The 26,076-nt window shown below is 62.2% G+C and carries 23 protein-coding genes; 12 read left to right on the forward strand and 11 right to left on the reverse strand.

The genetic code is table 11. The annotated features are described in order from the left end of the window. Window positions 1-17 precede the first annotated feature (17 nt). From ACM64M_RS09945 to ACM64M_RS09955, 3 genes are all read right to left on the reverse strand, one after another. Complete coding sequence (locus ACM64M_RS09945) at window positions 18-1,829, reverse strand: TIR domain-containing protein (RefSeq protein WP_416228529.1); 1,812 nt, start codon at window positions 1,827-1,829, stop codon at window positions 18-20. A 22-nt stretch (window positions 1,830-1,851) separates the two neighbouring features. Then, window positions 1,852-2,589 (reverse strand): 7-carboxy-7-deazaguanine synthase QueE, encoded by a 738-nt coding sequence (locus ACM64M_RS09950; RefSeq protein WP_416228530.1) that lies wholly within the window; start codon window positions 2,587-2,589, stop codon window positions 1,852-1,854. 201 nt (window positions 2,590-2,790) lie between these two features. Further along, window positions 2,791-5,913 (reverse strand): valine--tRNA ligase, encoded by a 3,123-nt coding sequence (locus ACM64M_RS09955; protein WP_416228531.1) that lies wholly within the window; start codon window positions 5,911-5,913, stop codon window positions 2,791-2,793. A 161-nt stretch (window positions 5,914-6,074) separates the two neighbouring features. On the opposite strand from ACM64M_RS09955, the gene ACM64M_RS09960 reads away from it, so the two are divergent. The 4 genes from ACM64M_RS09960 to ACM64M_RS09975 all read left to right on the forward strand — a co-directional run bounded on the left by ACM64M_RS09960 (window position 6,075) and on the right by ACM64M_RS09975 (window position 9,699). Beyond that, the gene (locus tag ACM64M_RS09960) at window positions 6,075-7,187 is read left to right on the forward strand and encodes an MlaE family lipid ABC transporter permease subunit (protein ID WP_416228532.1); all 1,113 of its coding nucleotides are present in this window, start codon (window positions 6,075-6,077) and stop codon (window positions 7,185-7,187) included. Between the two features lie 3 nt (window positions 7,188-7,190). Then, the gene (locus ACM64M_RS09965; protein WP_416228533.1) at window positions 7,191-8,018 is read left to right on the forward strand and encodes an ABC transporter ATP-binding protein; all 828 of its coding nucleotides are present in this window, start codon (window positions 7,191-7,193) and stop codon (window positions 8,016-8,018) included. Between the two features lie 62 nt (window positions 8,019-8,080). Beyond that, window positions 8,081-9,028 (forward strand): MlaD family protein, encoded by a 948-nt coding sequence (locus ACM64M_RS09970; RefSeq protein ID WP_416228534.1) that lies wholly within the window; start codon window positions 8,081-8,083, stop codon window positions 9,026-9,028. Window positions 9,029-9,078: 50 nt separating this feature from the next. Next, window positions 9,079-9,699 carry an ABC-type transport auxiliary lipoprotein family protein gene (locus ACM64M_RS09975; protein WP_416228535.1) on the forward strand — a complete coding sequence of 207 codons (621 nt, stop codon included), beginning with the start codon at window positions 9,079-9,081 and terminating at the stop codon, window positions 9,697-9,699. Between the two features lie 32 nt (window positions 9,700-9,731). Here ACM64M_RS09975 and ACM64M_RS09980 read toward each other — a convergent pair whose 3' ends face one another. The 5 genes from ACM64M_RS09980 to crcB are packed head-to-tail and all read right to left on the reverse strand — an operon-like array spanning window position 9,732 to window position 12,991. Then, complete coding sequence (locus ACM64M_RS09980) at window positions 9,732-10,436, reverse strand: ATP12 family chaperone protein (RefSeq protein WP_416228536.1); 705 nt, start codon at window positions 10,434-10,436, stop codon at window positions 9,732-9,734. After that, window positions 10,433-10,672, reverse strand: a complete 240-nt coding sequence (locus ACM64M_RS09985) for a hypothetical protein (protein WP_416228537.1) — start codon at window positions 10,670-10,672, stop codon at window positions 10,433-10,435. Before ACM64M_RS09985 ends, ACM64M_RS09980 begins: the two co-directional genes overlap by 4 nt. Continuing rightward, window positions 10,669-11,331 carry an HAD-IA family hydrolase gene (locus ACM64M_RS09990; RefSeq protein WP_416228538.1) on the reverse strand — a complete coding sequence of 221 codons (663 nt, stop codon included), beginning with the start codon at window positions 11,329-11,331 and terminating at the stop codon, window positions 10,669-10,671. The genes ACM64M_RS09985 and ACM64M_RS09990 overlap by 4 nt, the downstream gene beginning before the upstream one ends. Further along, window positions 11,328-12,563 (reverse strand): RluA family pseudouridine synthase, encoded by a 1,236-nt coding sequence (locus ACM64M_RS09995; RefSeq protein ID WP_416228539.1) that lies wholly within the window; start codon window positions 12,561-12,563, stop codon window positions 11,328-11,330. The genes ACM64M_RS09990 and ACM64M_RS09995 overlap by 4 nt, the downstream gene beginning before the upstream one ends. Further along, window positions 12,560-12,991, reverse strand: coding sequence for a fluoride efflux transporter CrcB (crcB, locus tag ACM64M_RS10000; RefSeq protein ID WP_416228540.1), 432 nt, complete (start codon window positions 12,989-12,991; stop codon window positions 12,560-12,562). Before crcB ends, ACM64M_RS09995 begins: the two co-directional genes overlap by 4 nt. A 283-nt stretch (window positions 12,992-13,274) precedes the next feature. Between crcB and rpsU the strand changes: the two genes are divergently transcribed. The 8 genes from rpsU to gatB all read left to right on the forward strand — a co-directional run bounded on the left by rpsU (window position 13,275) and on the right by gatB (window position 19,963). Continuing rightward, window positions 13,275-13,481 (forward strand): 30S ribosomal protein S21, encoded by a 207-nt coding sequence (gene rpsU / locus ACM64M_RS10005; RefSeq protein ID WP_416228541.1) that lies wholly within the window; start codon window positions 13,275-13,277, stop codon window positions 13,479-13,481. A 198-nt stretch (window positions 13,482-13,679) separates the two neighbouring features. Beyond that, the gene (locus tag ACM64M_RS10010) at window positions 13,680-14,264 is read left to right on the forward strand and encodes an FKBP-type peptidyl-prolyl cis-trans isomerase (RefSeq protein WP_416228542.1); all 585 of its coding nucleotides are present in this window, start codon (window positions 13,680-13,682) and stop codon (window positions 14,262-14,264) included. Window positions 14,265-14,300: 36 nt separating this feature from the next. Further along, on the forward strand, window positions 14,301-16,016 hold the full coding sequence (locus ACM64M_RS10015) for a DUF4153 domain-containing protein (protein ID WP_416228543.1): 1,716 nt from the start codon (window positions 14,301-14,303) through the stop codon (window positions 16,014-16,016). Window positions 16,017-16,075: 59 nt separating this feature from the next. Then, window positions 16,076-16,378, forward strand: a complete 303-nt coding sequence (gatC, locus tag ACM64M_RS10020) for an Asp-tRNA(Asn)/Glu-tRNA(Gln) amidotransferase subunit GatC (RefSeq protein WP_416228544.1) — start codon at window positions 16,076-16,078, stop codon at window positions 16,376-16,378. Next, complete coding sequence (gene gatA / locus ACM64M_RS10025; protein ID WP_416228545.1) at window positions 16,379-17,860, forward strand: Asp-tRNA(Asn)/Glu-tRNA(Gln) amidotransferase subunit GatA; 1,482 nt, start codon at window positions 16,379-16,381, stop codon at window positions 17,858-17,860. Next, window positions 17,857-18,228, forward strand: coding sequence for a hypothetical protein (locus ACM64M_RS10030; protein WP_416228546.1), 372 nt, complete (start codon window positions 17,857-17,859; stop codon window positions 18,226-18,228). Before gatA ends, ACM64M_RS10030 begins: the two co-directional genes overlap by 4 nt. Before the next feature lie 36 nt (window positions 18,229-18,264). Further along, on the forward strand, window positions 18,265-18,462 hold the full coding sequence (locus ACM64M_RS10035; protein WP_416228547.1) for a hypothetical protein: 198 nt from the start codon (window positions 18,265-18,267) through the stop codon (window positions 18,460-18,462). Beyond that, a complete protein-coding gene (gene gatB, locus ACM64M_RS10040) occupies window positions 18,455-19,963 on the forward strand; it encodes an Asp-tRNA(Asn)/Glu-tRNA(Gln) amidotransferase subunit GatB (RefSeq protein ID WP_416228548.1) in 1,509 nt (502 codons plus the stop codon). Before ACM64M_RS10035 ends, gatB begins: the two co-directional genes overlap by 8 nt. 124 nt (window positions 19,964-20,087) lie before the next feature. On the opposite strand, the gene ACM64M_RS10045 is transcribed toward gatB, so the two are convergent. The 3 genes from ACM64M_RS10045 to ACM64M_RS10055 all read right to left on the reverse strand — a co-directional run bounded on the left by ACM64M_RS10045 (window position 20,088) and on the right by ACM64M_RS10055 (window position 26,028). Beyond that, the gene (locus ACM64M_RS10045; RefSeq protein ID WP_416228549.1) at window positions 20,088-22,454 is read right to left on the reverse strand and encodes a TonB-dependent receptor; all 2,367 of its coding nucleotides are present in this window, start codon (window positions 22,452-22,454) and stop codon (window positions 20,088-20,090) included. 193 nt (window positions 22,455-22,647) lie between these two features. Next, window positions 22,648-22,947 (reverse strand): hypothetical protein, encoded by a 300-nt coding sequence (locus tag ACM64M_RS10050; protein WP_416228550.1) that lies wholly within the window; start codon window positions 22,945-22,947, stop codon window positions 22,648-22,650. A 204-nt stretch (window positions 22,948-23,151) separates the two neighbouring features. Further along, entirely contained in the window at window positions 23,152-26,028 is a 2,877-nt protein-coding gene (locus tag ACM64M_RS10055; RefSeq protein WP_416228551.1) for a M16 family metallopeptidase, read from the reverse strand. Window positions 26,029-26,076 lie beyond the last annotated feature (48 nt).

Below are 26,076 nucleotides of genomic sequence, written 5' to 3' on the forward strand. Positions count from 1 at the left end.
CATCATCCCTCCGTCAATTACCGTCGCGCAATGCCGCGCGCGAGCAGCGCATCAAAGCTTTCGATTTCCTGCCAACTTGTTGCAGCGGGATCATAGCGCAGATTATACAGCGGCCGCATCCCGCCTGCCTGGCCGATGTTCTGGCCCCAAGAGGCGGTTTCCTCGCTGAAGCTGATTTCGCCGGTGACCCCGTTGAAACGCTGACCGCGCAGGATCTCGACCAATTTTTCGGCGGTGACTTCGCCTTCCATCTGATTGACCGCCTGTTTGATGACGAGGCCTGAATCATATGCCACCGCTTCTTGCCGCAAGGCCGGGGTCAGGATCCCGAAGGTTTCCTGAAACCGCACCGAATCGGGCAGGCCGCGGGTGTCAGCCGGGCTGCGATAGACGTCGGTCATGTCGAACAACCTGGTATGCTGGATTGCGGTGGTGCGGCTGATCTCCTGCAAGACCCCGCTCGAATTCCACCCGCCCAGCAAGGCGGCGCGCGGCGGGTCTCCGGCGCGATAGAGATTTTCGACCAGTTCACGGAAATCGCCCGACAGGCCCACCACGATAATCATCTTGTTCTGGTCAAAGATGGGGCGAATCCGGGGAAGCGAGGCTTTCTCCATGATCTCGCCGCGCACATAGGAAATGCTGCGCACTTGTTTCTGATCGGACCATTGCTGCCAATCGGGCAGGCGTTCCGTGATCCGTTTGAAGAACAACTCGCCGTAGGTCAGCTCGTCTGAATTGGGCACCGATTCGTACAGCAGGATCAGTTCGACCCCGCTGGCCACGGTGTTCTGCGCCAGCCGTGCAAATTGCTCAGCGCGTTCATCAACCCCCGATCCGACACGGAACAGCGGCAAGTCACTATCGTCCCAGCCAATATCCTGCCGCGAACCCGCCGTCGTCAGGACGATCGCCGGGCGGCGGCCGCTTTCCTCGACCACGCGCAGCACCTCGGGCGTGAATTCGGTGATCGACGGGCCGACAATCGCAATGACATTGCGCTCTGCCAGATTGGTTTTCAGCCCTTCGATCAATTCAGGCGCGTTGCGGCCCTTCATCGCATCGAGCGAGGCAGCCAGATCGCGCACCATGACCGAGGGCGTATCGCTGAATGCGGCGCGCAGACCGTCGGCCTGATCGATGCCAAAACTTTCATCGGGATAGATGCCCAGCACCACCGGGGTCATGTCCTCTGGCGGAGGCGGCGCGCCGCGCAGAGCTTCGCCGCCGATGAATTGCAGGGCCAGCAAGCCTGCGACCAACACGCCAAGGACTCCGGCCCCCATCGGCCAATACCGTTTCCACGCGGGCGCGGGCACGGACTGGTTCCTGACCGCTGCGGGCGGCGCAGCGGGGCCGGATTTCGCCGCCGCGGTGGCGGTCAGAACCCGCAGCAATTCTGCCTGTGAGCGGGTGCTGGTCCCGGGTTCGGCGCTCGCCGTGCCAGCAATCTTGCGCACGCTTTCAAGGAATTCCGGCCAGTTCGTGCTGTGGGTCGGATTGTCGCCGCCATCCTGCAATTCGGCCGCTTGAATCCGCCGAAATCCGCGCGGGATGGTGATCGGGTCGATGGTGACCGGGACCAGAGTGTCTGCCTCAACCCCGTCCTCGGCCTCTTCCTTGACCCAGCGGCTGCTGATCGAGTGCCGCGACCAGACCACCACGATGGCTTTGGATTTCTTGATCGCCTTATCAATGACATGGTCAAATTCTTCGCCCGCGCGAATATCGCGGTCCCACCAGACCTCGTATCCTTCGGCCTGAAGTGCATCTGCAATGTGCGCCACCCGGTCCCGGTCTGCCCGCGAATAGCTGATGAAAATATCCATGAACCTTGCCCCCAGATGAATATTACGTCGCCCGCGTGTCTCCGTAAAGGTGAATGTGAAGCCTGTCTGACAATCGAAAACCATGTTCCAGACACAGGACGCTTAGCCATTTCTGACGGTTTCTCAGAGTGTTGCTGTCGGTCCCCTCAGCCATCAGAAACACCCGGTCGGGGGCGAGGCGGAATTTGCGTCGCAATGCAATCACCTCGTCCACATCATCCGGCGTGCCAATCACGAATTTGAAGTAGGCGCGAGGATCGGCGGCAAATTCATCGATTCGCTCCGGGATCAGCGCCAGTTCGCCCGCATTGCCCGAATGGGCGAGCTTGGGGCTGACGTTGTATTGGTCCACCCTTATGTCGATCCGCGCGGGCGGTTTTACGGTGCCGTTGGTCTCGATTTCGACGCTGATGTGGGGCAGATGTTCCAGCATTTCCGCCAGCGCGCCGGCCTGAAGCAGCGGCTCGCCCCCGGTGATGACGAGGCGGTTTTGTCTCAGCGCAGCGATTTGCGCGGCGGCCTGCTGCGGGCTGAGCGTGACTTGATTGTCCTTGCGCGCAAAGGTCGTGCCGTCGCGGTGCGAGCGGTCATCGCCCTCGAAATGCCACGTGTAGGGCGTATCGCACCACACGCAGGCCAGATTGCAGCGCGAGGTGCGGATGAAGGCCACCGGCATGCCCGCGCTCGGCCCTTCGCCCTGCAGGCTGGCGAAGATTTCTGGCCCGCCGGTATCGTCGGTCGCCAGGGTCAGCGCGGCCATGGTGAATCGCCGCGCCTGCTTGACACATTTGACACTGTGTCATGCGTTCCGAAACAGGTGTAAAGCGTTGTAAGGTAACGCGAAACACCCCAAAAAGCGCGCTTGACACTTCTCCAACAGAAAACAAGTTGCCCGGAAACCTTCATTTCGGTCTCATGCCATGATTGACCCTTGTAGGAAACTCTCGCTTGGCCCGGGGTGTTACCCCAGCCGCGCCAGCGCTGCGGTCAGGCGTTCAACCTCGCCTTGATGATGCGCAAAATCCTCGCGCGCCTTGTCCACCGCTTCGGGTTTGGCGCGTTCGGCAAAGGCGGGGTTGGAGAGCCGCGCTTCGAGGCTCTTGCCTTCTTTCCGTGAGGCTTCGAGCGCTTTGGTCAGGCGGGATTTCTCGGCCTCAATGTCGATGATCCCTTCGAGCGGGATCACGAACACGTCGCCTCCGGCTGTGACCTGCATCGCGGGGCCTGCGGGTGCTTCGCCGATGGTCACCGGGGTCAGCCGCGCAAGCCGCTCTATCGCAGCGCTGCTGCGGTCGATTGTGCTGCTCGCCAGATCGGATGGCCCCGGCACGAACGCCGCCAATTTCGCAGCCGGCGCAATGCCCAGCTCGTTCTTGGCGCTGCGGACATTGGTGGTGAGGTCGATCACCCAGTCGATCGCGTCGGTTGCCTCCTTCGAGACTTCGGCGCGCGGGTTGGGCCATTTGGCGAGGATCAGATCATAGGGCCGCTCACCCTGAGCGTGCCACAGTTCTTCGGTGATGAAGGGCATGAAGGGGTGCAGCATGACGAGGATCTGATCGAGCGCCCATCCGGCGACTTCGCGGGTTTCGGATGCGGGCGACCAATCCTCCCCGGAACGGGGAGGGGGACCGTCCGCAGGACGGTGGAGGGGATTCGCGTCCGCGCCGGTCGGTGCTGGGGGCGAGTCCCCTCCGTCAGCGCTGCGCGCAGCCACTTCCCCGGCACGGGGAGGATTAAAGACAGGTTTCACCAGTTCCAGATACCAATCGCAGAATTTGGACCATGTAAACTGGTAGATCGCATTGGCCGCCGCATCGAACCGCAGGTCCGCCATCGCCTTGTCGATCTCGGCAACGCATTGCTGCACCTCGCCAATGATCCACTGGTTGGCGGCGAGTTTTGCTTTGGGTGCGCGCAACGTGGTCGATGCGCCGATGCCGTTCGACTGGCAGAAGCGGGTCGCGTTCCACAGCTTGGTGGCGAAGTTGCGGTATCCCTCGACGCGGCGTTCATCCATCTTGATGTCGCGGCCCTGGCTTTCCATCGCCGCCATGAAGAACCGCAGCGCATCCGCGCCATATTGGTCGATCAGACCGAGCGGATCGACGACATTGCCCTTGGACTTGGACATTTTCGCGCCGTCCGCCGCGCGCACGAGGCCATGGAGATAGAGACGCGGCCACGGGGCCTGACCCATGTTGTAATTCCCCATCATCATCATCCGCGCATCCCAGAAGAACAGGATGTCAAAGCCGCTGATGAGGAGCGAGTTGGGGAAGTGTTTGGCGAGCAAATCCTCCCCGTTCCGGGGAGGGGGACCGTCCGCAGGACGGTGGAGGGGACTCGCATCTTGGAGCGTTGGTGTGTGGGGCGAATCCCCACCGTCAGCGCTGCGCGCTGCCACCTCCCCGTTCCGGGGAGGAACGAGCGGCCACCCCAGCGTGGCGAAGGGCCAAAGCGCGCTGGAAAACCATGTGTCGAGGACGTCGGAGTCGCGCTCTAAGGTGAAGGGATTAACGTCTGGCAGCGTGTAGTTGTCCGGGGCAAAGCTAATTTCTGCCTCATCTACCTCGTAATAGGCTGCCGCCATCCGTCGAGCTTCATGCTCATCATGCGCGATGATCGTATGCTCTCGATTGAAGGTGCTATCGAAGAAATCTAGGCCAACGTCTTCGCCGGGATCATCGCTCATCAACCGAACGACCTCCCTATCGGTCGCCTCCTTCGAAGCGCAATACCACGCCGGGATCCGGTGCCCCCACCACAATTGCCGGGAAACACACCACGGCTGGATGTTCTCCATCCAGTTGAAGAAGGTCTTTTCCCACGACTTGGGTACGATCTCGACCTCGCCAGACCGCACCTGCGCAATCGGCTTTTCCGCAAGCTTCGCCGCATCGACATACCATTGGTCGGTCAGCCATGGTTCGATCACCACGCCGCCGCGGTCGCCAAAGGGGGTGGCGATCTGGCGAGGTTCAGCGTCGTGTTCGACCTCTTCGCCCTTTTTCGTCTTGGCGATATGCGGGATCAAATATCCATCGGCCTTGAGCCGGGCGACGACGGCTTCGCGCGCGCCATCTTTGCCGTCTTTCTTGAAACGGTGCAGGCCGAGGAATTCCTCCGGCACCAGACCGTCAGCCGTCTGACACACATTCGCCTCGGCATCGAGCATGTTGAGCATTTCGGCGGGGGCGAAGCCGGCGCGCTTGCCGACCTCGAAGTCGTTGAAATCATGCCCCGGGGTGATCTTCACCGCGCCGCTGCCCAGTTCGGGGTCGGCGTGCTCATCTGCAACGATGGGTATGCGCCGACCGGTGATCGGCAGGATCACATGTTTGTCGACGACGCTGGCATAGCGTTCATCGGAGGGATGCACCGCCACCGCCATATCGGCGAGCATCGTTTCGGGGCGGGTGGTGGCGACCTCAATAAAATCGCGGCCATCGGGCAGCGTCGCGCCGTCCGCCAGCGGATATTTGAAGTGCCAGAAATGGCCCGCAATCGTCTGCGTCTCGACCTCAAGGTCGCTGATCGCGGTCTTCAGCTTTGGGTCCCAATTGACCAGCCGCTTGTCGCGGTAGATCAGCCCGTCATTGTAGAGGTCCACGAAGGTTTTTATCACCGCCTTGGTGAAATGCGGGTCCATCGTGAATTGTTCGCGGGACCAGTCCATCGAACAGCCCAGACGGCGCAATTGGTGGGTGATGGTGCCGCCGGACTCGGCCTTCCATTCCCACACCTTGTCGATGAAATCCTCGCGGCTGTAATTCGTGCGCTTGTCCTGCTGCGCCTCAAGCTGGCGTTCGACCACCATCTGCGTCGCAATCCCGGCGTGGTCGGTGCCCACCACCCACAGCGCATCCTTGCCGCGCAGCCGTTCATAGCGGATCACCACGTCCTGCAATGTGTTGTCGAGCGCATGGCCGATATGCAGGCTTCCCGTCACATTGGGCGGCGGATTGACGATGGTGAAGGCTTCGGCATCGGGGCGATCGGGGCGAAACGCGCCCGATTGCTCCCAATGCGAATACCACCTTGCCTCAATCTCGGCCGGGTTGAATGTGGTGGGTAAGGTCATCTTTATCGGTGCTCGCTGAGGCTGATGGGGGCGGGGTCCCTGCAAGCGCCCCCATGCCAAGCCCGGCGCTGCGGTGCAACACCGGACACGCGCCGCTTGTTATGTCTCCCTGCGATGCCCCCCTTGTGATGAATAGCATTTGCCCGCATATCCTTGCCGCAATGGACGGTTCTGCTCAATTCACTCTCCACGACGACGGCGCAGGCGGCACCAGAATTGCCTTTTCCGGGCCGCTGCTGGTTTCGACCATCGGCGCGCTGGATGCGCAATTGCAGCATGTGGCAGAACCGCTTTCGGCCATCGACCTTGCCGAAGTAAGCCAGATCGACACGGTCGGGGCATGGATCACTTGCCGCCTTGCCGTGCAGCATGGTGCCGAGATCACCGGCGCAGGTTCGCGCGCGCGGCGTTTGCTCGATGCGGTGGAAGGCGCGGGCCGTCCCGGCGGCACACCCCCTGACCGGGTGCCGGTATGGGAACGTGTGCCGATTGCGATGGGCGAGCAGGTCTATGCTGCGCGATCGGGTGTGTTCGGGGTGGTCGGGTTCTTTGGTCAGATCCTGATCGGGTTCGGCAATCTGATTCGCCACCCCTCGCAATTTCCGATGCGCGCTCTGGTGCGCCAGATGGAGTTGGTGGGGGTGTCCGCGCTGCCGATTATCGGGCTGATGAGTTTCCTGATCGGGATCGTCATCGCGCAGCAGGGCGCGGTGCAATTGGCGCAGTTCGGCGCGGAGACGCTCACGGTCAATCTCGTCGGGCGGATCACCTTGCGCGAACTGGGCGTGCTGATGACCGCGATCATGGTTGCCGGGCGTTCGGGCAGCGCCTTTGCCGCGCAGATCGGGACGATGAAACTGACCGAGGAAGTCGATGCGATGCGCACCATCGGCATTTCCCCGATTGAAAAACTGATAATCCCGCGCATTCTCGCCTGCACCTTCATGATGGTGCTGCTGGGCTTTTACGCCTCGGTCGTGGGGATTGTCGGCGGTGCGGTGATCGGCACGGTGTCGCTGGGCATTCCGTTTTTCACCTTTCTCGAACGGATTCAGGAAGTGGTGCCGCTCCACGATGTCTGGGTCGGGCTGATAAAGGCGCCGGTGTTCGGGCTGATCGTGGCTTTGGCGGGCTGTTATCACGGGATGCAGGTGCAGGGTAATTCCGAAGAAGTCGGCGCGCGCACCACAATGGCAGTGGTTTCGGCGATCTTTGCGGTGATCGTGCTCGATGCGTTCTTTGCGGTGTTCTTCACCGAAATCGGGTGGGGGTAGGCGATGACCGATGAACGGCAGAACCCGGACGACGACGCGCCCATCGTGGTCGAAGGGCTGGTCAACAGATTCGGCGATTTCACCGTTCACGACGGGCTCGACCTGATTGTCCGGCGGCGCGAGATATTGGGCGTGGTCGGCGGATCGGGCACCGGCAAATCGGTGCTGATGCGATCGATCATCGGGTTGCAGCAACCCGCCGCGGGCCGGATCGACGTGCTGGGCAAGACCATCACCGGTGAGGATCTCGACAAGAAAATCGGCGTCCGCCGCCGCTGGGGCGTGCTGTTTCAGGGCGGAGCGCTGTTTTCGACGCTGACCGTGGGCGAAAATGTCGAAGTGCCATTGAAACAATTCTACCCCGAAATTGGCGATGAACTGCGGCGCGAGATTGCGCGTTACAAGGTGCTGCTGTCAGGCCTGCCCGAGGATGCGATTGCCAAATATCCGTCCGAACTTTCGGGCGGAATGAAGAAGCGCGCTGGTCTGGCACGCGCGCTCGCGCTTGATCCCGAATTGCTGTTCCTGGATGAGCCGACGGCCGGGCTCGACCCAATAGGCGCGGCCAAATTCGACCGTCAAACGCGCGAATTGAAGGATACGCTGGGTCTCACCGTGTTCCTCATCACGCATGACCTCGATACCTTATACGAGATATGCGACCGGGTGGCTGTGATCGCCGAGAAAAAGATCATTGCGGTCGGCACGATCCCCGAATTGCTCGAAACCCGGCATCCATGGATCGAGGAATATTTCAACGGACCGCGCGGGCGCGGGGCGCGCAACACCCACAATCTCAAGACCTTGTCCGCATCCGAGCAGGTGTGGTGATGCACAACACCGACAATCGGGCAATGGACACAGCCGCCCAAGGGCGTTCATAGGAACACACGATGGAGACAAGAGCCAATCATCTTTGGGTCGGCGCGGTTACGCTGCTGCTGCTGTTCGCGCTGGCGGCCTTTGTCGTGTGGATCGCCCGGCTGGGTCAGGGCGAACAAAGCGAATATGATATCTTCTACGGGCAGAGCGTCTCCGGCCTCGCCACTGGCAGCCAGGTTGCCTATGCCGGGGTGCCGGTGGGGCAGGTGGTCGATATTGCGCTGTCTCAGGACAATCCCGAATTCGTGCGGGTGCGCATCCGGGTAAAGAACGATGTGCCGATCCTGATCGGGACGACCGCGACGATCCAGGCCAGCTTTACCGGGGTTTCGACGATCCTGCTCGATGGCGCGCGCGGCGGTGCGCCCGCGATCACATGCGAAACCACTGCCTGTCCCGAAGGCTATCCGGTGATCCCGCCCAAGGATGGCGGTATCAATGCGCTGCTCAACAACGCGCCCTTGTTGCTCGAACGACTGGCGACTTTGACCGAGAACCTCAACATTCTGCTTGGACCGGAAAATCAGGAGCAGCTGGCCGGGATACTCGAAAATTCCAACCGTCTGACCGGCGAACTCGCCGATGCAGCCCCCCGGTTGGAGGGCACCTTTGCCGAGCTTGAACTGGCATTGAAGGAAGCCGGGGAAGCGCTCAATGCGTTTGAACAGGCGACGCAATCGACCGACAGGCTCATCAACGAAGAAGGGCCGCTGCTGGCCGAGGAACTGCGGGGCACCTTGCGGTCGGCCAATGAAGCGGCTGCGGCGCTGGCAGCCACGCTGGAGGACACTCGCCCGGCGGCGCGGCAATTGCGCGAATCGACCCTTCCCGCCGCTGAGGCCACGCTTCAGGATTTGCGCAGCACCAGCCGATCGTTGCGCGCGATCACCGAAAGGCTGGAAAATCAGGGCGCAGGCTCGCTGATTGGCGGGCAGACGCTGCCGGATTATGAACCATGAAACGGGTGATTGGGCAGGCACAGGATTTGGGCATGAAGAGGACGACGCGAATGATTAGCCCTGCAAACATTCTCCGGCGCGCGGGTCTTGGCATGGCAGCGGCCGGGGCCAGCCTTGCCCTTACCGCTTGCATCAGTCTGGGCGCAGAGCCGCCCGAAAGCCTCATCACCCTGTCCGCCACCGCCAGCGCCCCCGCCGGTGCGGGCGCGAGTGCCGGGCGCGAAGACAGCGCTGCGGCGATTGCGGTGCTGACCCCCGAAGTCCCGGCCAAGCTTGATGTGTTGCGCGTGCCGGTCAATGTCTCCGATACGCAGGTCGCCTATCTGCAAGAGGCGGTGTGGATCGAAAAGCCAGCGCGGCTGTTTCGCCGGATGATCGGGGAAATCCTGCGTCTGCGCGGCGGCGCCCTGGTGCTGGACAGCGATGACACGCCGACGCTGGCGGGCGTATCCTTGCGCGGGACATTGAGCGAGATGAGCTATGATGCGCCGACATCATCGGTGGTGGTGCGGTTTGACGCGGTCCGCACCGACAGCAGCGGCGCGGTTCTGTCACGCCGTTTCGAAGCGCGCGAAAGCGGCGTCGCACCCGAAGCCGAATTTGTCGGCCCCGCGCTAAACCGCGCCGCCAACACGGTCGCGGGCGAAGTCGCCGATTGGGTGCTGGAGTGAGCGCTGGTGTGAGCACCTAACGCGCTGATCCGCTAACCCAGCGCCAGCCGCGTGATTTCGCGGGCCTTCAGGAAATCGGCCTGTCGTTTTGCGCGGCGTTCCTCGGCCTCTTCGTCGCGGCCCCATAGATCGGCCTGCCATTCCTCTTCGAGACAGGCGGCCTGCCACAGCGCCAGTGCCTCGACCTCGCTATCGGCTGCGCTCGCCGAAAGCCCGATCATGAGCGATGCCGACAGAGTGGTCATCGCCTCGATCCCGGCCAGCGCAATGGGGCCTTGCGCGCATAGCCGCGCGCGCAAATGCGCCAGCGCTGCATCGCTTTGCACGCGGTGGACAATACCGCTTACCCGGCTAAGCGCGATCCCTTCGCGCTGTTCAAACGCGGTGACAATCGGCTCCCATATTTCCAACTGCCGCACATAGAGCGCATCCTCCGGATCGGCGCGGTAAAGCAGCGTGTCGGTGTCGCCATAGGTCAGCAATTTGTCCGCGATTGCGGCAGGATTGGCGGCGATTACATCGATGGCGTAATCGACCATTGCCCGCGCGACAAAGCTGGCGGGATCGAGCGCCTCGCCCTGCGCCTCCCATTCCTGCGCGAGCGTGCGCGCCAGTGCTTCGCTTTGGACCTCTTGCGGGCTGCCTCCGACGCTTTTCACCCCGCGCCCATCAAGCGTCACCTGCCAGCCGCCCGCTGCGGCGCGGTGGACGCTGACAGCCTTGTAAAAGCGCTTCATTGCGGGTTTTCCCGGTCACCGGCTTTCCAGCGCTTGGCCAGCACCGGGGGCGCGAAGAAGAACGCCACCATGCTGACAATCGCCAGCGCCGCTCCCAAGGCATAGGGCAGGGCAATCACACCGCGGGCAATCGCAAGACCGCCGATCACGCCAAGGATCGACAGGACCCGCACCGCGTTCATCACCATGTAACGCCGCGCGGCGCGGGCTTCTTCGGGGGAAGCAGGGGTGGTCATGCCAATCGTTCCAGTTCCTCGCCCAGTTGTGCAGAATTGCGGGCCACCATTCGCGCGCCGCTGGCCAGCAATTCGGCAGGGCTGTGATACCCCCAGGCAACCCCGATAGCGGCGGCGCGGGCAGTGCAGGCCATCTGCATGTCAAAACTGGTGTCGCCGATCATCACGGTGTTTTCAGGCTGCGCTCCGGCCTCGAACATTGCGGCCTCCAGCATGGCGGGATGCGGCTTTGACGGGTGGCGGTCGGCGGTCTGGAACGACACGAACAGATCGGTCAGACCATGCGCGGCGAGGCAAGCGGTCAGCCCGCGGTCCGATTTGCCGGTCGCCACCGCCAGGCTCCACCCGGCGCTGCGCAGGTCGTGCAGCAGCGCGGCGATCCCGTCATACAGAGGTTCGTCCAGCAGCCCTTCCTCACGGCGGGCGCGAAAGCTGGATTTGTAAAATTCGGTGATATCGCGGCGCTGGCTTTCGTTCGCATCGGGGGCCAGTTCGCGGATCGCCACGGGCAGGCTGAGGCCCACCAGCCGGCGCACCTGCGCCGGGTCAGGCGCGGCCTGCTGTGCCCGTTCAAAGGCGCGTTGCATCGCCCACAGCACATCGGCCTGCCCATCGACCAGCGTCCCGTCGCAATCGAAGACCGCGAGCCGGATGGTCACGGTTTCTTGCCCTTTGGCTTTCCTTTTGGTTTTCCCTTTGGCCTATTCAACCCCTTTGGATTGGCCCCGGTCTTTTTGGTTGCCGGTGCAGCGCCGCGTTCGCGGCGCGGCGCGCGGGATTCCTTGCGCGCCTGTTTGAAGTGGCGGCGCGCGGCCTGCTTCTTTTCCGCAGGTGTGCGTTCGGGCGCTTCGTCGCGGATCGGGGAGGCGTCGCTTTGCGCTGGGTCGAACCCCAGCGCCTCCATGCTGGCGGCAAAATGCGGCGGCAGTTCGGCGGTCACATCCAACTTGCCGCCGCCCGGCTGTCCGCCTGCGCTATCCGGGGTGGCGATAATCAGACGGCGCGCATGGAGGTGCATCTTGCGGCTGATGGTCCCGGTCAGAAACGCATCCTGCCCGCCATATTTGCCGTCGCCCACGATTGGGTGGCCGATCGCCGCCATATGCACACGCAATTGGTGGGTGCGCCCGGTCAGCGGCTCCAATTCAACCCAGGCGGCGCGCATCCCGGCGCGTTCGATCACCCGGTAGCGGGTCTTTGCCGCCGCGCCGTTCTCTTCATCGACGTGCATTTTTTCGCCGCCGGTGCCCGGCTGTTTGGCAAGCGGGGCGTCGACGGTGCCTTCGCGGACCTGCGGGACGCCGACCACCAGCGCCCAATAGACCTTGCGCGCGCTGCGTCCGGCAAAGCGGCGCGAAAAACTCGCCGCGCTGCCGGGTGTGCGCGCGATCAGCAGGACGCCCGAGGTGTCCTTGTCGAGCCGGTGGACCAGCCGCGGGCGGGGCGTCTTGTCATCATCGACAAAGGCATCGAGCAACCCGTCAACGTGCCGCGTTGTCTTGCTGCCGCCCTGCGTGGCAAGTCCGGGGGGCTTGTTGAGCACGATCGCGCTGGGGGTTTCGCGGATCACCATGGCGTGCGCCTCGGCGATGTCCTCGGCGCTCAGCTTGCGGGTTCTGGGGGCGGTCTTGGGTTGCACCTCGCCGCCGGGAGGAACGCGCAGCACCTGCCCGGTGGCCAGCCTGTCCTCAGGCTTCACCCGCCCGCCATCGACCCGGATTTGACCGGTGCGCGCCCAGCGCGAGATCGTGGCAAAGCCGATTTGCGGCAGATTGCGTTTGAACCAGCGGTCCAGCCGGATGCCGTCATCATCTGCGCCCACGGTGAATTGCCGAACCTCGGCAGCGGCGGGATCGGGGCGCGGTGAGATATTGTCAGGTGTGTCGGTCATGGCGCGCTTTGCATCATAACAGTTTGCATGACCACCAGCCCGGCCAGAAACGCCGCCATTCCCGCGAGGACCGAAACCGAGCCGTAAGCAAGCCCTTGCAGCATTTGCCCGCGGTGGATCAGGGTGATCATCTCGGCGCTGAACGCGCTGAATGTGGTGAAGCCGCCGAGCAAGCCGACGCCCAGCAGCAGGCGGATCGTCTCGGCGCTTTGCGGAGTGTGGCTGGACCGCGCAAGCCAGCCCAGCAGCACACCCATCAGCAGGCTGCCAATGACATTGACCGCCAGCGTCGCCCAGGGAAATCCGCCCGCCGTTCCGATGAAATGCGCCGCCGCGCGCCCCACCTGAAACCGCATGAGCGCACCGACCCCGCCGCCAAGGGCGACATAAAGCGAGGCGGCAAAGGGAGAAAGCGTAGCGCTGGTCATAGGACGGTGCCTTTAGCCAGAGCAGCCGCCTCTGCATAGCGCCAGTGTCACAACAGCGTTAGGGATGCGGGCGCAGGGGCAGGATGCGGTCGTTCAGGACGGCATCAGTGCCATTGCCATCTTGCCATTTTCGCGAGGCGGCGCTATGTAACCCCCAGATTGAGCGCGTTCCGGGAAGGAATCGCGCCCGTTCCAGCGTCAAATTTACGCGCATTCCCGCGATTCGTCGCGGCGGGCCTGATATTGTGGGTCCGATGCGATTGAAACAAGGTAGAAGTCATTTATGCAAATCATGGTTCGCGATAACAATGTCGATCAGGCCCTCCGCGCGCTCAAGAAGAAGCTGCAGCGCGAAGGTGTATATCGCGAAATGAAATTGCGTCGTCACTTCGAAAAGCCCAGCGAAAAGCGCGCCCGTGAAAAGGCTGCTGCGGTTCGCCGCGCACGCAAGCTTGAACGCAAGCGGATGGAACGCGACGGCATCAAGTAAGGCCGCGCGTTTTCACGCTGCGCGCCAGCGCGCTCGTCAAACGTGGTTTGGCCGCATGAGAACGCTTGAAACCCTAACCGGGATAAGCCATCAGGGCGCGGACCGTTCCGCGCCCTTTTGCCATGCGAAATCGGGGTCTTTGCATGGCTGACCTGCCGATCGGCAGTTCGGGGGCGCCCATTCTGATGAGATAGATCAATGACCGAAATCACGCGCGTTCCGATCCAGCCCGTTGCCAAGGGCTCGCTGACCAAGCTTTGGCTGGGAGTTGTCATCGCCATTCTGATTGGCGGCGGCCTCGCGTGGGCCGCGGTGCCCAAGGGGCTTAGCGTTGATACTATCGTGGCCGGCACCGGCGAATTTCCCAAGGAAGGCGATATGGTCTTTGTGAAATACAAAGGCATGCTGGCCGCAACCGGCGATGTGTTCGACGAATCGCAGGACATCCCGCTTCCGATCCAAGGGGTGTTTCCCGAAGGCAGCCCGTTCCCGGTTGAAAAAGACGCCACCATCGAAGGGTTCTACATGGGTCTGCAGCAGATGCAGAAAGGCGGGAAATACGAACTCTTCATCCCCGCCGAACAGGCTTACGGTGCCGAGCCGCCTCCGGGCGCGCCGATCCCGCCCAACGCCGATCTGTTGTTCGAGATCGAAGTGGTCGATTTCATGACCCGCGAAATGTTCGACCGCAATCTGTCGATCCTGCAACAGGCGATGCAGGCGGGACCGGGCGGGCTTGGCGGGCCGCAAGGTCCTGCACCCGAAGCACCTGCGGCGGAATGATGAAGGCTTTCGGACTTTGCCCGGGGGTTGGGTCCGATGCTTGATGATCGAACTCCCGCGGCCGAGGATTCCAGCCTGACCGAATGGGACCTGCGCCCGTGGGTGCTGGCGGCCCTGTTGGCGCTTGCCGGACTGCTTGTTCACATCGCCAGCGACGGCGGCGAACAGGTGCCGTGGCGTATGGCGATCACTGCATCACTGGTGTTCGGCTCGCTCGCTGCGGCGGTCACGCTTTCGCCCGAGCGCTGGCGTTCCTCCTGCATCTTTGCCGGCGGGGTCGCGCTGGTGATGGCCGGTATTGCCTGGCGCGCGACCAGCGCGGGTGAACGCTATGCCGATGAAGGGTTCTGGGTCGCGGCTGGTGTGCTGGCGGTCACTTTGTCGGTGCCGCTGTTTCAGGCCGGATTTCACCGGCACCGCTGGCGGACCAGTTACAAGGAAACCCATTTCCACGTCTGGACCGATGCGATTACTGCTGCGGGTGCGCTGGCCTTTGTCGGGTTGTCGTGGGCGCTGATAGCGGTTCTGGCTGAGCTTTTCAGCGCGATCCAGATCGATCTGCTAAAGGATCTGCTCGATCAGGCAGTGTTCGGCTGGGTGTTTTCCGGCGCGGCCTTTGGCGCGGCACTGGGCGTGCTGCGCAATCAGTTGAAAATCATCGGGACGCTGCAGAATGTGGTGCTGCTGGTGCTGTCGATCCTCGCCGTACCGCTGGCTATAGCGCTGGCGTTGTTCCTGATTGCGGTGCTGGTGTCGGGCATTGATGTGCTGTGGGAAGCAACCAAAAGCGCCACCCCGATGTTGCTGGCCATTGCGGTGGGGTGCTTTGTGCTCGCCAATTCGGTCGTGCGCGATGATGACGAACAGGCGAGCCCTTCGCGGCTGCTGCGGATTGCGGGGTTCGTGCTGGCGCTCGGCATCCTGCCGCTGGCGGTGATGGCCGCGGTTTCGATGGGGACAAGGATTGCGCAGCACGGGCTAAGCCCCGAACGGCTGTGGGCGTTGATCGCGATTGCGGTCGCGGTGGCTTACGGGGTCGCTTATTTCGTCTCCGCGCTGCGCGGGCGGCGGGATGGCTGGCGCGGCTATTTGCGCCAGGCGAACCTGCATCTGGCGGTGGTGACCTGCGTGATTGCGCTTATTCTTGCGTTGCCGATTTTCAATTTCGGCGCGATTTCGGCAGCGAACCAGATTGCGCGGCTCGATTCCGGTGCGGTCAGCGCGGAGGATTTCGATTATGCCGCGCTGCGCTGGGATTTTGGCGATGCGGGCCGCGCGGCGTTGGCAGAGCTGGCGAAGCGTGAGGGCGAAGTCGCGACACTCGCCAAGGAAGCGCAGACCCTCGAAAGTCGTCCTTACGGGCGGATCACGACCGGAGAGCGCCGCGAAATAGCGTTCAAGGCCGATCTATCCGCATTCGATGAAGCCACGGCAAATGCAATCCGTGCGCATTTGCGTGACGAGGTTATCCTCTGCCGGGAAGGATGCCGCGTGGTTCCACTTGGGCAGGTCAAAAGCGGTCAGCTAATCGCGGTGATGACCAAGTCGGGGTATGGCTCCAACCCGCATCTCCTGCTTGTCAAACCGGGCGCTGCAAAGGCGATCACGCAGCGTGTGGTGAATGGAAAGCTTATCCACGAATACGAGGGACTGAATGGAACGCCGGACTTTGAAGGCGAGGTCGAACTGCGTCCCTTCACCGGGCAACAGTTATTCATCGACGGCAAAGCTGTTGGCGATCCCTTCGAATAGGCCAATTCGCGCGCAACTCGCGCTTGAAGGCTCCCCTGCGCGCGGCTAACGCAGCGGATATGTCAGTATCCAAACAAGATGTTGCCAAGATCGCGTCGCTGGCGCGGATCAGTATGGGCGACGAAGAACTCGAACGCATGGTGCCCGAACTCAACGGTATCCTCAATTGGGTCGAACAATTGGGCGAAGTCAATGTCACCGGCGTGGAACCGATGGCGGCGGTGATCCCGAACACGCTGCGGCTGCGCGACGATGTGGTCGATGCCGACCCCCTTACCGGCGGCGGGCGACAGGCCGATGTGCTCGCCAACGCTCCTGCGGCCGAACACGGGTTTTTTGGCGTGCCCAAGGTGATCGAATAAATGACTGACCTGACCAAACTCGGTGTGAAATCCATCCGCGACGGCGTGGCCAGCGGAGATTTCACCGCGCGCGAAGTGGCCGAGGCGTTTAACACGGCGGTGGCCGAAGCCGCAGCGCTCAACGCCTTCATCGTGACCACTCCCGACCACGCGCTGGCGGCTGCCGATGCGGCGGACAAAGCGCGCGCCGCTGGCGAACAACTGGGCGCGATGGCGGGCGTGCCGATTGGCATGAAAGACCTGTTTGCGACGCGCGGTGTGCCGACCACCGCCGCCAGCCACATCCTCGAAGGGTTCGTGCCGCAATACGAAAGCACCGTTTCGCAGAAATTGTGGAACGCGGGCGCGGGGATGCTGGGCAAACTGAACCTTGATCAGTTCGCCATGGGGTCGTCGAACGAAACCAGCTATTTCGGCAATGTCGCCTCCCCCTGGCGCAAGGCAAGCAGCAATGCCGCCATGTCTCCCGGCGGTTCGTCGGGCGGATCGTCGAGCGCGATAGCCGCGCGCATTGCGCCTGCGGCAACCGGGACCGACACCGGCGGTTCGATCCGTCAACCTGCCGCCTTTACCGGCATCTGCGGGATCAAGCCGACCTATGGCCGGTGCAGCCGCTGGGGCGTCGTCGCCTTCGCCTCCAGCCTCGATCAGGCCGGACCGATGGCACGATCAGTGGAGGATTGCGCGATCATGCTCGGCGCGATGGCTGGGTTCGATCCCAAGGATGCGACCTCGCTGCAAATGGATGTTCCCGATTGGGAAGCCGCGCTGTCGAGCGACCATCGGGGCAAGCGCGTCGGTATCCCGCGCGAATACCGCATGGAAGGCACCGATCAGGCGATCCTAGACAGCTGGGAACAGGGCAAGGCGTGGCTCAAGGATGCAGGCGCGACCATCGTCGATGTCTCGCTGCCCCACACCAAATACGCATTGCCGGCCTATTACATCATCGCCCCAGCAGAGGCGTCGAGCAACCTCGCGCGCTATGACGGGGTGCGATACGGCCTGCGCGATCTGCCAAGCGGAGCGGGCCTGCAAGATATGTACGCCGCCACGCGCGCCGCCGGGTTCGGGGACGAGGTCAAGCGCCGCATCCTGATCGGCACCTATGTGCTCAGCGCGGGCTTTTACGACGCCTATTACACGCAGGCGCAGAAAGTGCGGGCGCTGGTCGCGCGCGATTTTGAACGGGCGTTCGAGCAGTGCGACGTGATCCTCGCGCCTACGACGCCGACGGCCTCGTTCCCGCTCGGCAGCCTCAACGATGACCCGCTGACGATGTATCTCAACGATGTCTTCGCGGTCCCTGCGAGCCTTGCGGGTCTGCCCGCGATGAGCGTGCCTGCGGGCCTTAACCCCGACGGCCTGCCGCTCGGCCTGCAATTGGTGGGCAAGCCGTTTGACGAACAGGGCGTGCTGAATGCGGGCCTTGCCGTTCAGGAACGCGCCGGGTTCGTAGCTGCGCCGGAGCGGTGGTGGTGAGCGCGTTTGAATGGGGCATTCTTGCTATCGTCGCGGTCGGCTTTGTTGCGCCCGCATGGCTGCTGGCGATCGGTTACCTGATCGCGGCGCGCAAGACCAAGCCTGAAGAACCCAACAAGCGGTACTTTGCCTATGCCGAACTGCTCAAGTCGCTTCATGCGCAAATGGACGTGAAAACCCGCACCGTGCACAATGGCCCACTGTTCGCCGCGACCGTGCGCGAATTGGCGAACTACCCCGAATACCGGACGCTCAGTGTGCTTTTTCTCGAAGAGATCACAGTGACAGGCACCAAGAAATTCGACAATGTGGTGCGCGCAGAATTGAAAGCGGTCGAGGCGGAATTGCTGGAGGTGGCGGGTGGCTGACCTTACTCCTTTCCCCCCGATCAGCGAGCCAAACCGTTGATCGCCGCTACCATCTTTCTGGTGATTTTTGTGCTGCTGGGCGGGGTGGTGATGTATCTCTCCAAGACCATCGATCATGGCGAGGCGCGATTTGATGCGAGCGGAAAGGTAATCCGCGAACCCGCTCCGACATCGCCGGGTGAGGCAAAGCCTGCCCGGCGCATTGAGACAAACAAGGCAGAAACCGATGAGTAATTACCGCATCCAGGGCGCAACCGGCGAATGGGAGGTCGTGATCGGCCTGGAGGTCCATGCGCAGGTCACCTCCAACGCCAAGCTGTTTTCGGGCGCGGCAACCGCGTTCGGGGCGGAGCCGAACAGCCAGGTCAGCCTTGTCGATGCCGCGATGCCGGGGATGCTGCCCGTGCCCAATCGCGAATGCATCCGTCAGGCGGTGCGCACCGGCATGGCAATCGAGGCGCAGATCAATGCGTGGAGCCGGTTTGACCGCAAGAATTACTTCTATGCCGACCTGCCGCAGGGATACCAGATCAGCCAGCTTTACCACCCGATTGTCGGCGAAGGGCAGCTGCTGATCGAGGCCGATGAAAAGGCGGGTATCGCTGAAGACAAGATCATCGGGATTGAGCGGATTCACGTCGAACAGGACGCGGGTAAGCTGATGCACGATCAGCACCCGACCATGTCCTATGTTGACCTCAACCGCTCTGGCGTCGCGTTGATGGAAATCGTCTCCAAACCCGACATGCGCTCCCCCGCAGAAGCCGGGGCTTACGTGCGCAAGCTGCGCGCGATCCTGCGCTATGTCGGATCGTGCGACGGCAATATGGAAGAAGGATCAATGCGCGCCGACGTCAATGTCAGCGTGCGCCGTCCGGGCGATGAATTTGGCACGCGGACCGAAACGAAGAACGTCAATTCGGTGCGCTTCGTGATGCAGGTGATCGAATATGAGGCCAACCGGCAGGTCGATCTGATCGAAGGCGGCGGCACAGTGGTGCAGGAAACGCGGCTGTTTGACGTCGCCACCGGCACCACGCGCACCATGCGGTCAAAGGAAGATGCGCATGATTATCGCTACTTCCCTGACCCGGACCTGCTGCCGTTGGTGCTGGAGGATGATTTCCTGACAGAATGCCGCGCCAGCCTGCCCGAACTGCCCGATGCCAAACGCGCGCGGTATGAAACCGAGCTGGGCCTTACCCCCTATAATGCCCGCGAACTGACCGCCGAGGTTGAGACGTTCGCGCGGTTTGAAACGCTGCTCGCTGCAACCGCCATCGCAATCGGCAAGCCCGAAAACGCAGTCGCCACGCAGGTTGCCAATTGGGCGCTGTCGGTTGCGCCCGGCGTGATCAAATCGGCGCGAGAGAATTTTGCCGACGAAGCCGATCCGGCGCGCGCCACTGCCGAACGGCAGGCCGCAATCCTCGCCATGCAGGACAAGGGCGAGATCAGCGGCGGCCAAGCCAAGGAAATTTTTGAACTGGTGCTGCGCAGGGACCGCGAACCGGCGGAAATCGCCGATAGCGAAGGGCTGAAACAGGTCAGCGACAGTGCCGCGATCGAAACCGCCATCGACGCGATCATGGTCGCCAATATGGACAAGGTCGAAGAATATCGCGGCGGCAAGGACAAGCTGTTCGGCTTCTTCGTCGGCCAGACGATGAAAGCGATGCAGGGCAAGGCCAATCCGGGCGTAGTGAACCAGATTTTGAAGGACCGGTTGGGGTAAGCATGGCCAAGAGCCGGGTCACGCGGGCGACCTGGACCGCACTTGCTACGGCGCGAATAACCGAACGAAAAAGCCCGCCGGAGCGTTAACTCCGGCGGGCTTTGTCTTTTCGTGACTCGGCCAATCAATTGCCGAAGCGCGCGGTTACCTGAATGCCGTAGAATTGCGGTTCTGCGGGGATGAAGGTCGGGATCCCGAATGCGCCGCCGGTGTTGCCAGCGTCGAGGAGATATTCCTCGTCAAAGGCGTTGCGGATGAAGCCAGCGATTTCATAGCGTTCATCGGCAAAGCTGATCCCGGCGCGGGCGTTCACCAGTGTCACCGAATCCTGCGAAGTGACCGGATTGTTGGGCACTTCGAAGAAAATTTCGCTGCGATGCGTCACGCTGGGGGTGGCGAAGAACCGCATCCCATTGCCAAATTCATAATCGACGGTGAAGCCGCCAGACGCCTGAAATTCTGGCTGAAGACGGAAACGAGCGCCGGAGAATTGCGGAGCAAAGCTGTTGTTCTCGTCAATTCCGCCGTCGATATATCCACCATTGGCAAACACCTGCAGCCAATCGGCGATGTCGATAGCCAGCTCTGCTTCAACCCCCAGATTGCTGGCCTTGCCTGCGCTTTCAGTGCGGGTTGCGCCGGTCGGATTGCCGTTGGCGTCGAGTTCCTGCACGGTCACCTGGAACCCGTCATAGACCTGATAATAGACGCCGATGGCGGCGGACACTGGCCCGCTGGAAAGCTTGATGCCGCCTTCATAGTTCCACACGGTTTCCTCTGGCACCGATTGCAGATTGCGCGCAGCCAGACCTGATGCCTCGCGCCGCGCGCTGACCTGCACCACCGGCGAACGGCGGCCCTTGGACAATGTGGCGAACACGTTCACATCGTCGCTGATCCGGTACAGGACGTTGAAGCGCGGCAGCACCGCCTGAAAGCTGTCATCGGCGGTGAAGGTCTGGCCATTGGTGTCGATCTGGCCGGGGATGAGCGGAGCGCCGCTGAGCACCGCATTGGGGATGTCGGCGAAAAAGCCCGATTGGCGATATTCGTCGAGCAGGCGCACACCAGCGGTCAGTTCGAGATTGTCGGTGGCGAGCCAGGTGACATCGCCGAACACCGAATAGGCTTCGTTGCGGCCCTGATTTTCAAACACCGAAGTGTAAGGGATCGCGGTTGCTGCACCCATCGTCGCAAGGCCGGTGACTGCCGCCGATGGCACGCTGCCATCCGCCGCGACGCAGGGGATGCCGGGGATGAGCGGCGCACCAAAGATCGAGCTGAGGCATTGCAGAAAGGTGCCTTCTTCGGTCGAAAAGGGGACGTTCTGGCGGCCTTCCTCGATAAAGGCGTTCCACCCGAAACTGGCGCGCAGGTCCGAGCCATTGTAGCTGAAGCGGCCCTCGTGGCTGATTTGCCAGCCATCGGCGATTTCGGTGAATTCAAGGAACGGTGCGGCGGTGCCATCGGCGTCGAACACTTCGGCGCTGTCAAATTCGCGGTAACCGTTGACCGTGGTGAAGGTCCATTCATCGGCGAACTGATATTCGGCGGTCAGGTTGAGATCGTAAACCTCGCGGTTGAGGCCCAGTTGATCGTCGCCCAGATGCAGCGCCGAAAACGGCGAGCCGCCGAGATTGGCGTCTTCGAATGCATTGGCTTCGCCGCCCGGTGCGCCTGCAAATGCCGGGAATGTGCCCGAAACGAACGGAGTTCCGCCATTGCGTTGCTGGTCATAGGTGCCGATCAGATCGACCGTAACATCCGCCGTCGGAGTGTAACGCAGCGAGGCGCGCACGCCGAGCTGGTCCTGCGCATAAAGCTCTTCTTCCTGGCTGGCGGCGAGGTTTTCGACATAGCCGTCGCGCTGGCGATATTCGAACGCAACGCGCCCGGCGAGCGTGTCCGAACCGGCGTTGAGGTGGCCGCTTACCACGGTCTGTTCAAAATTGCCGTAGCCGCCGGAGAGCGCGCCGGAAAATCCTTCGCGCGGGCGGGCGGAAACCAGGCTGATCGCGCCAACGGCAGAGGCGGTGCCGAACAAGGTCGCTTGCGGGCCCTTGATGACCTCAACCCGTTCAAGATCGTAGATCGCCTGATACGACCCGCGCGACCGCGAAATGTCGACGCCGTTGTAATAGAGCGTAACGCGCGGGCCCTGCTGTGCGGAGCCCGAATCCGAGGTGATCCCGCGGATGACAACGCCGGGATTGTTGGCGCTCTGTTCCTGAATCAGCAATCCGGGAACATAGCTGGAAAGCTCATCAAGATCGGTTACGCCCAGCTCTTCGATCCGGTCGCCGCTGACGGCGGAAATCGTGATCGGCACGTCCTGCGCGCGCTGTTCGATCTTCTGCGCGGTGACGATGATGGTGTTGCCCGAACTGCCGGTCTCCTGTTCCTCGCTATTGGGCGCGGTTTGGGCGGCAAGGGGAAAGGCGGGGAGCGCGATGGTGGCGAGCAGGATGCTGCGCAGGAAGGTCGTGTTCATTTCTGGAGTGCCTTTTTGGGAGGGGGAAAAGGGAACTCCGCCGCGCTAGGACTGGCGCGTGACAGGCTGGTTGCTGTTTGATTTCAATTGAGTGAAGGCAGAAAAAGGCCGCGAGTTGTTGCAGTGCAGCAACAAAAAACCCGCCGGAGCAACAGGCTCCGGCGGGTTTTTTGCTGTCAGATTATTGCTGGGGTCAGGCGCGCGTGCCCGACACCGGCATGGCACCGAAGGCGCCAGCATTGACGCTGCCGGTCAGCGTGTCGCCGTCGATGGTCGCTTGGCATTCGAGCGTCATCGGCATCGGCACGACCATGTTCATTTTCCAGGTCAGCGTGTTGCCATCGACCTTGCCGTCTTCGACATCCATCGAACCCATGCCGCCGGCCATGTTGCCCGAAAAAGTGCCGTCGCCATTGTCTTCAACGGTGAAAGTGCCTGCCTGATCGCCCATTGGGCTTTTGACGGTGGTGTTATACGTTCCTGCTACGGACATGTTGTGTCTCCCATTCTATGCGTGCGCCAATGCCCGCTCAGACGCTGGCTCGGCTGCGGTTCTTACACGTCATTCGAGGGGGTTCAACCTCAAACGGGCGAACAAGAAACGGGCGGGTGCTGCGATGATGCAGCCCCCGCCCGGATTATTTCCCGCGACCTTTGCAAGCCGTAACGTAAGCGCGCAATGCGCGTCGCTGCGGGGTTATTCGGTGCCTTCCATTTCGCGCCGCTCAATCGGCATGCCGAGCGATTCGAGCTGCGGCATCACCGCCTCTGCATCGCCGACCACGACCCAGATGAAATCCTCCACATCCAGCGCGGCGCGCGCGGCGGCATCCAGGCTTTCGGTCGTTTGAGCGGTGTATTTGCCAACCAGCGTTTCGTAATAATCGTCGGGCCGGTCGAACAGCGCAATGGCTTCCATCGCGCCCAGCACCGCGCTGGAGGTTTCGAAACTGCCCGGCAGTTCACCGATTTCGCTGGCGACATTGCGCGCCAGTTCGTCGGCGGTCACGCCATTGGTGGTCAGGAACGTGGTGGTTTCGCGGACCAGCTCAGCGAGCGAATCGCCGGTCCGGTCGGCCTGAACCCCGCCCGAAATTGCATAGATCACGGTGTTTTCACGCGCCTGCGTTCCGCCACGCACGCCGTAACTCCACCCTTTTGTCTCGCGCAGGTTCATGTTGAGCCGCGCGAGGAAGTTTCCGCCCAGCGAATTGTTGGCATTGGTGAAATCGACATAGCCGGGATCGCTCGCATCAAGCGGGGTCACCTGCGCGCCAAGGATAAAGCTCTGCGGGGAATTGGGGCGGTTGATCAGAACGATGCGCCCGCCGTCGGAGGTTTCTGCGGGGAGCGTGGAGAAGTCCTTTTCACCCTTGGGCACGCCGGGCGCGCTCCAGTCGCCAAACGCGGCGTTCAACTGCATCACGATTTCATCCAATGGCAGGCTGGAGATGACGAACACCTCGCCATTGTCAGGACGGATCCAGGTGTCCTTGAATGTGACCAGATCATCGCGGGTGATGGCGCTGACGCTTTCGACCGTGCTGATCCCGCCATAGGGCGCCTGCGTGCCGAACAATTCGGTGCCGATGGTGCGTTGCGCGATCCCGCTGGGCGAACGCATTTCCTGACGAATGCCGGTGATCGTCTGCGCCTTTACCCGTTCAAGGTCAGCCGCATTAAAGGCCGGTTCGCGCAGGATCTGGCGATACAGGTCCAGCGACGGCGCAAGGTTGGCCGACAAGGCCGACAGGGTGAAGGTCGAACGGTCATCGCCGCCGCCCATCGAAATGTTGACCCCCAGACGCTCACGCGCCTCGGCGATCTGCTGGCTGGTCATGCTGGCGGTGCCTTCGTCATAAAGGCCCAGCGTGAGCGATTCCAGCCCGCGCATATCGACCGGGTCGGCCGCGCTACCGGCGTTAAACGACATGGTGACATAGGTCGCCGGAACGGCATCGCGCTGCGCATAGGTCAGCTGCATTCCATTGGCGAGCGTGGTGCGCTGAAATTCAGGAAAGTCGAGCTGCGGCACGCTGTCGATTGGCGGCGCAGGCCGTTCAACCGTGACGGTGATCGTTTCAGCTGACCGGTCGCGTTCGGAGGCGTTGTCCGCTTCGGCGGCGACGCTGGCGGCCTCTTCATATTCCGCATCGCGTTCGCCGGGTTCGAGCACCAGCGTAAACGCCGGGCGGGTCATCCAGCGTTCCATCGCTGCCTTGACCGTTTCCGGGGTGATCGAGGCCAGCACTTCAAGCTGCTTCACCGCAAAGCCGGGATCGCCTGCGAGCACTTCGCCGCGCGCCAGCGCCACGGCCTTGCCGCCAAACCCGCCGACCTGTTCAAGGCCCCGGATCGTCCCGGCCAGATCGCTGGTGGCCGACCGGCGCACTTCATCAGCGGTCGGACCTTCGGCGATATATTGCGCGATGATTTCGTTGAGGCGTTTTTCCAGCACCTCCAGTTCCACCCCGTCGCGCAAGGTAGCGCTGACATTCAGCACGCCGACCCGCTGGAAATCGTAATTGCCCGCCGATACGCCGACCGCGAGCTGTTCTTCGCGCACCAGAATCTGGTCGAGTCGGCTCGATAGCAAACCGCCCAGCACATCGGCACCGACCGAAAGCGCGGTCAGTTCTTCGCTGGTGATGCCGGGGGCGGGCCAATAAAGGCTGATCGAGGTCGCGGCAACGGCGTCGCGCATGACCGTGCGCACGGGCGCTTCGAGTGTGGGGACTTCGGCTGCGGCGGGGGTGTTGACCGGACCGCGCGCGATGGGGCCGAAATAGCGTTCGACCAGCGGGCGGGCTTCCTCGGCGGAAATGTCCCCGGCCAACACCAGCGTCGCGTTGTTGGGGCCATAATTGTCACGGAACCAGTTTTGCACGGTCTCCATCGACGCCGCATCAAGATCAGCCATCGAGCCGATCACCGAATGCTGATAGGGATGGCCATCGGGGAACAGGGTCTCGAGGATTTCATAGAACACAAGGCCGCCGGGCTGATTGTCGCCCTGACGTTTCTCATTCTGGACAACGCCGCGCTGATTATCGAGCTTTTCCTGCGTCACCGCGCCGAGCAGATAGCCCATCCGGTCACTTTCGAGCCACAGAGCGCGCTCCAGTGCAGGGCGGGGCACGGTCTGGAAATAATTGGTGCGGTCGAAATTGGTGGTGCCGTTGTAATCGGTCGCACCCATTTCCTGAAGGTATTGGAAATAATCGGCGGGGGCGTTTTCGCTGCCATTGAACATCAAATGTTCAAACAGATGAGCAAAGCCGGTCTGGCCTGCGGGTTCGTCTTTCGACCCGACATTGTACCACACCGCGACGCCGACAATCGGAGCCTTGCGGTCGGTGTGAACGATCACGGTCAGCCCGTTTTCAAGCTCAAATTCCTCATAGGGGATCTGCACCTGCGCAACCAGTTCGGCAAGATCGGTGGCGCTTGCATTTGCGCTGGCGGCTGTTTCCATGTGCCCATCGGCCAGCGCGGGCGAAAGCGGCGCGGCGACCGCGATGCTGAGCGCGGCGCTTAGGGCCAGACGGCTGGTGGTGGCTAGACGTGGTTTCATCAAAAAGGCTCCCCGAGAGATATTACAAATATTTGGTGCGTGATTGCG

Origin of the sequence: Qipengyuania sp. ASV99, assembly GCF_047872805.1 — a bacterium.
Taxonomy (GTDB): domain Bacteria; phylum Pseudomonadota; class Alphaproteobacteria; order Sphingomonadales; family Sphingomonadaceae; genus Erythrobacter.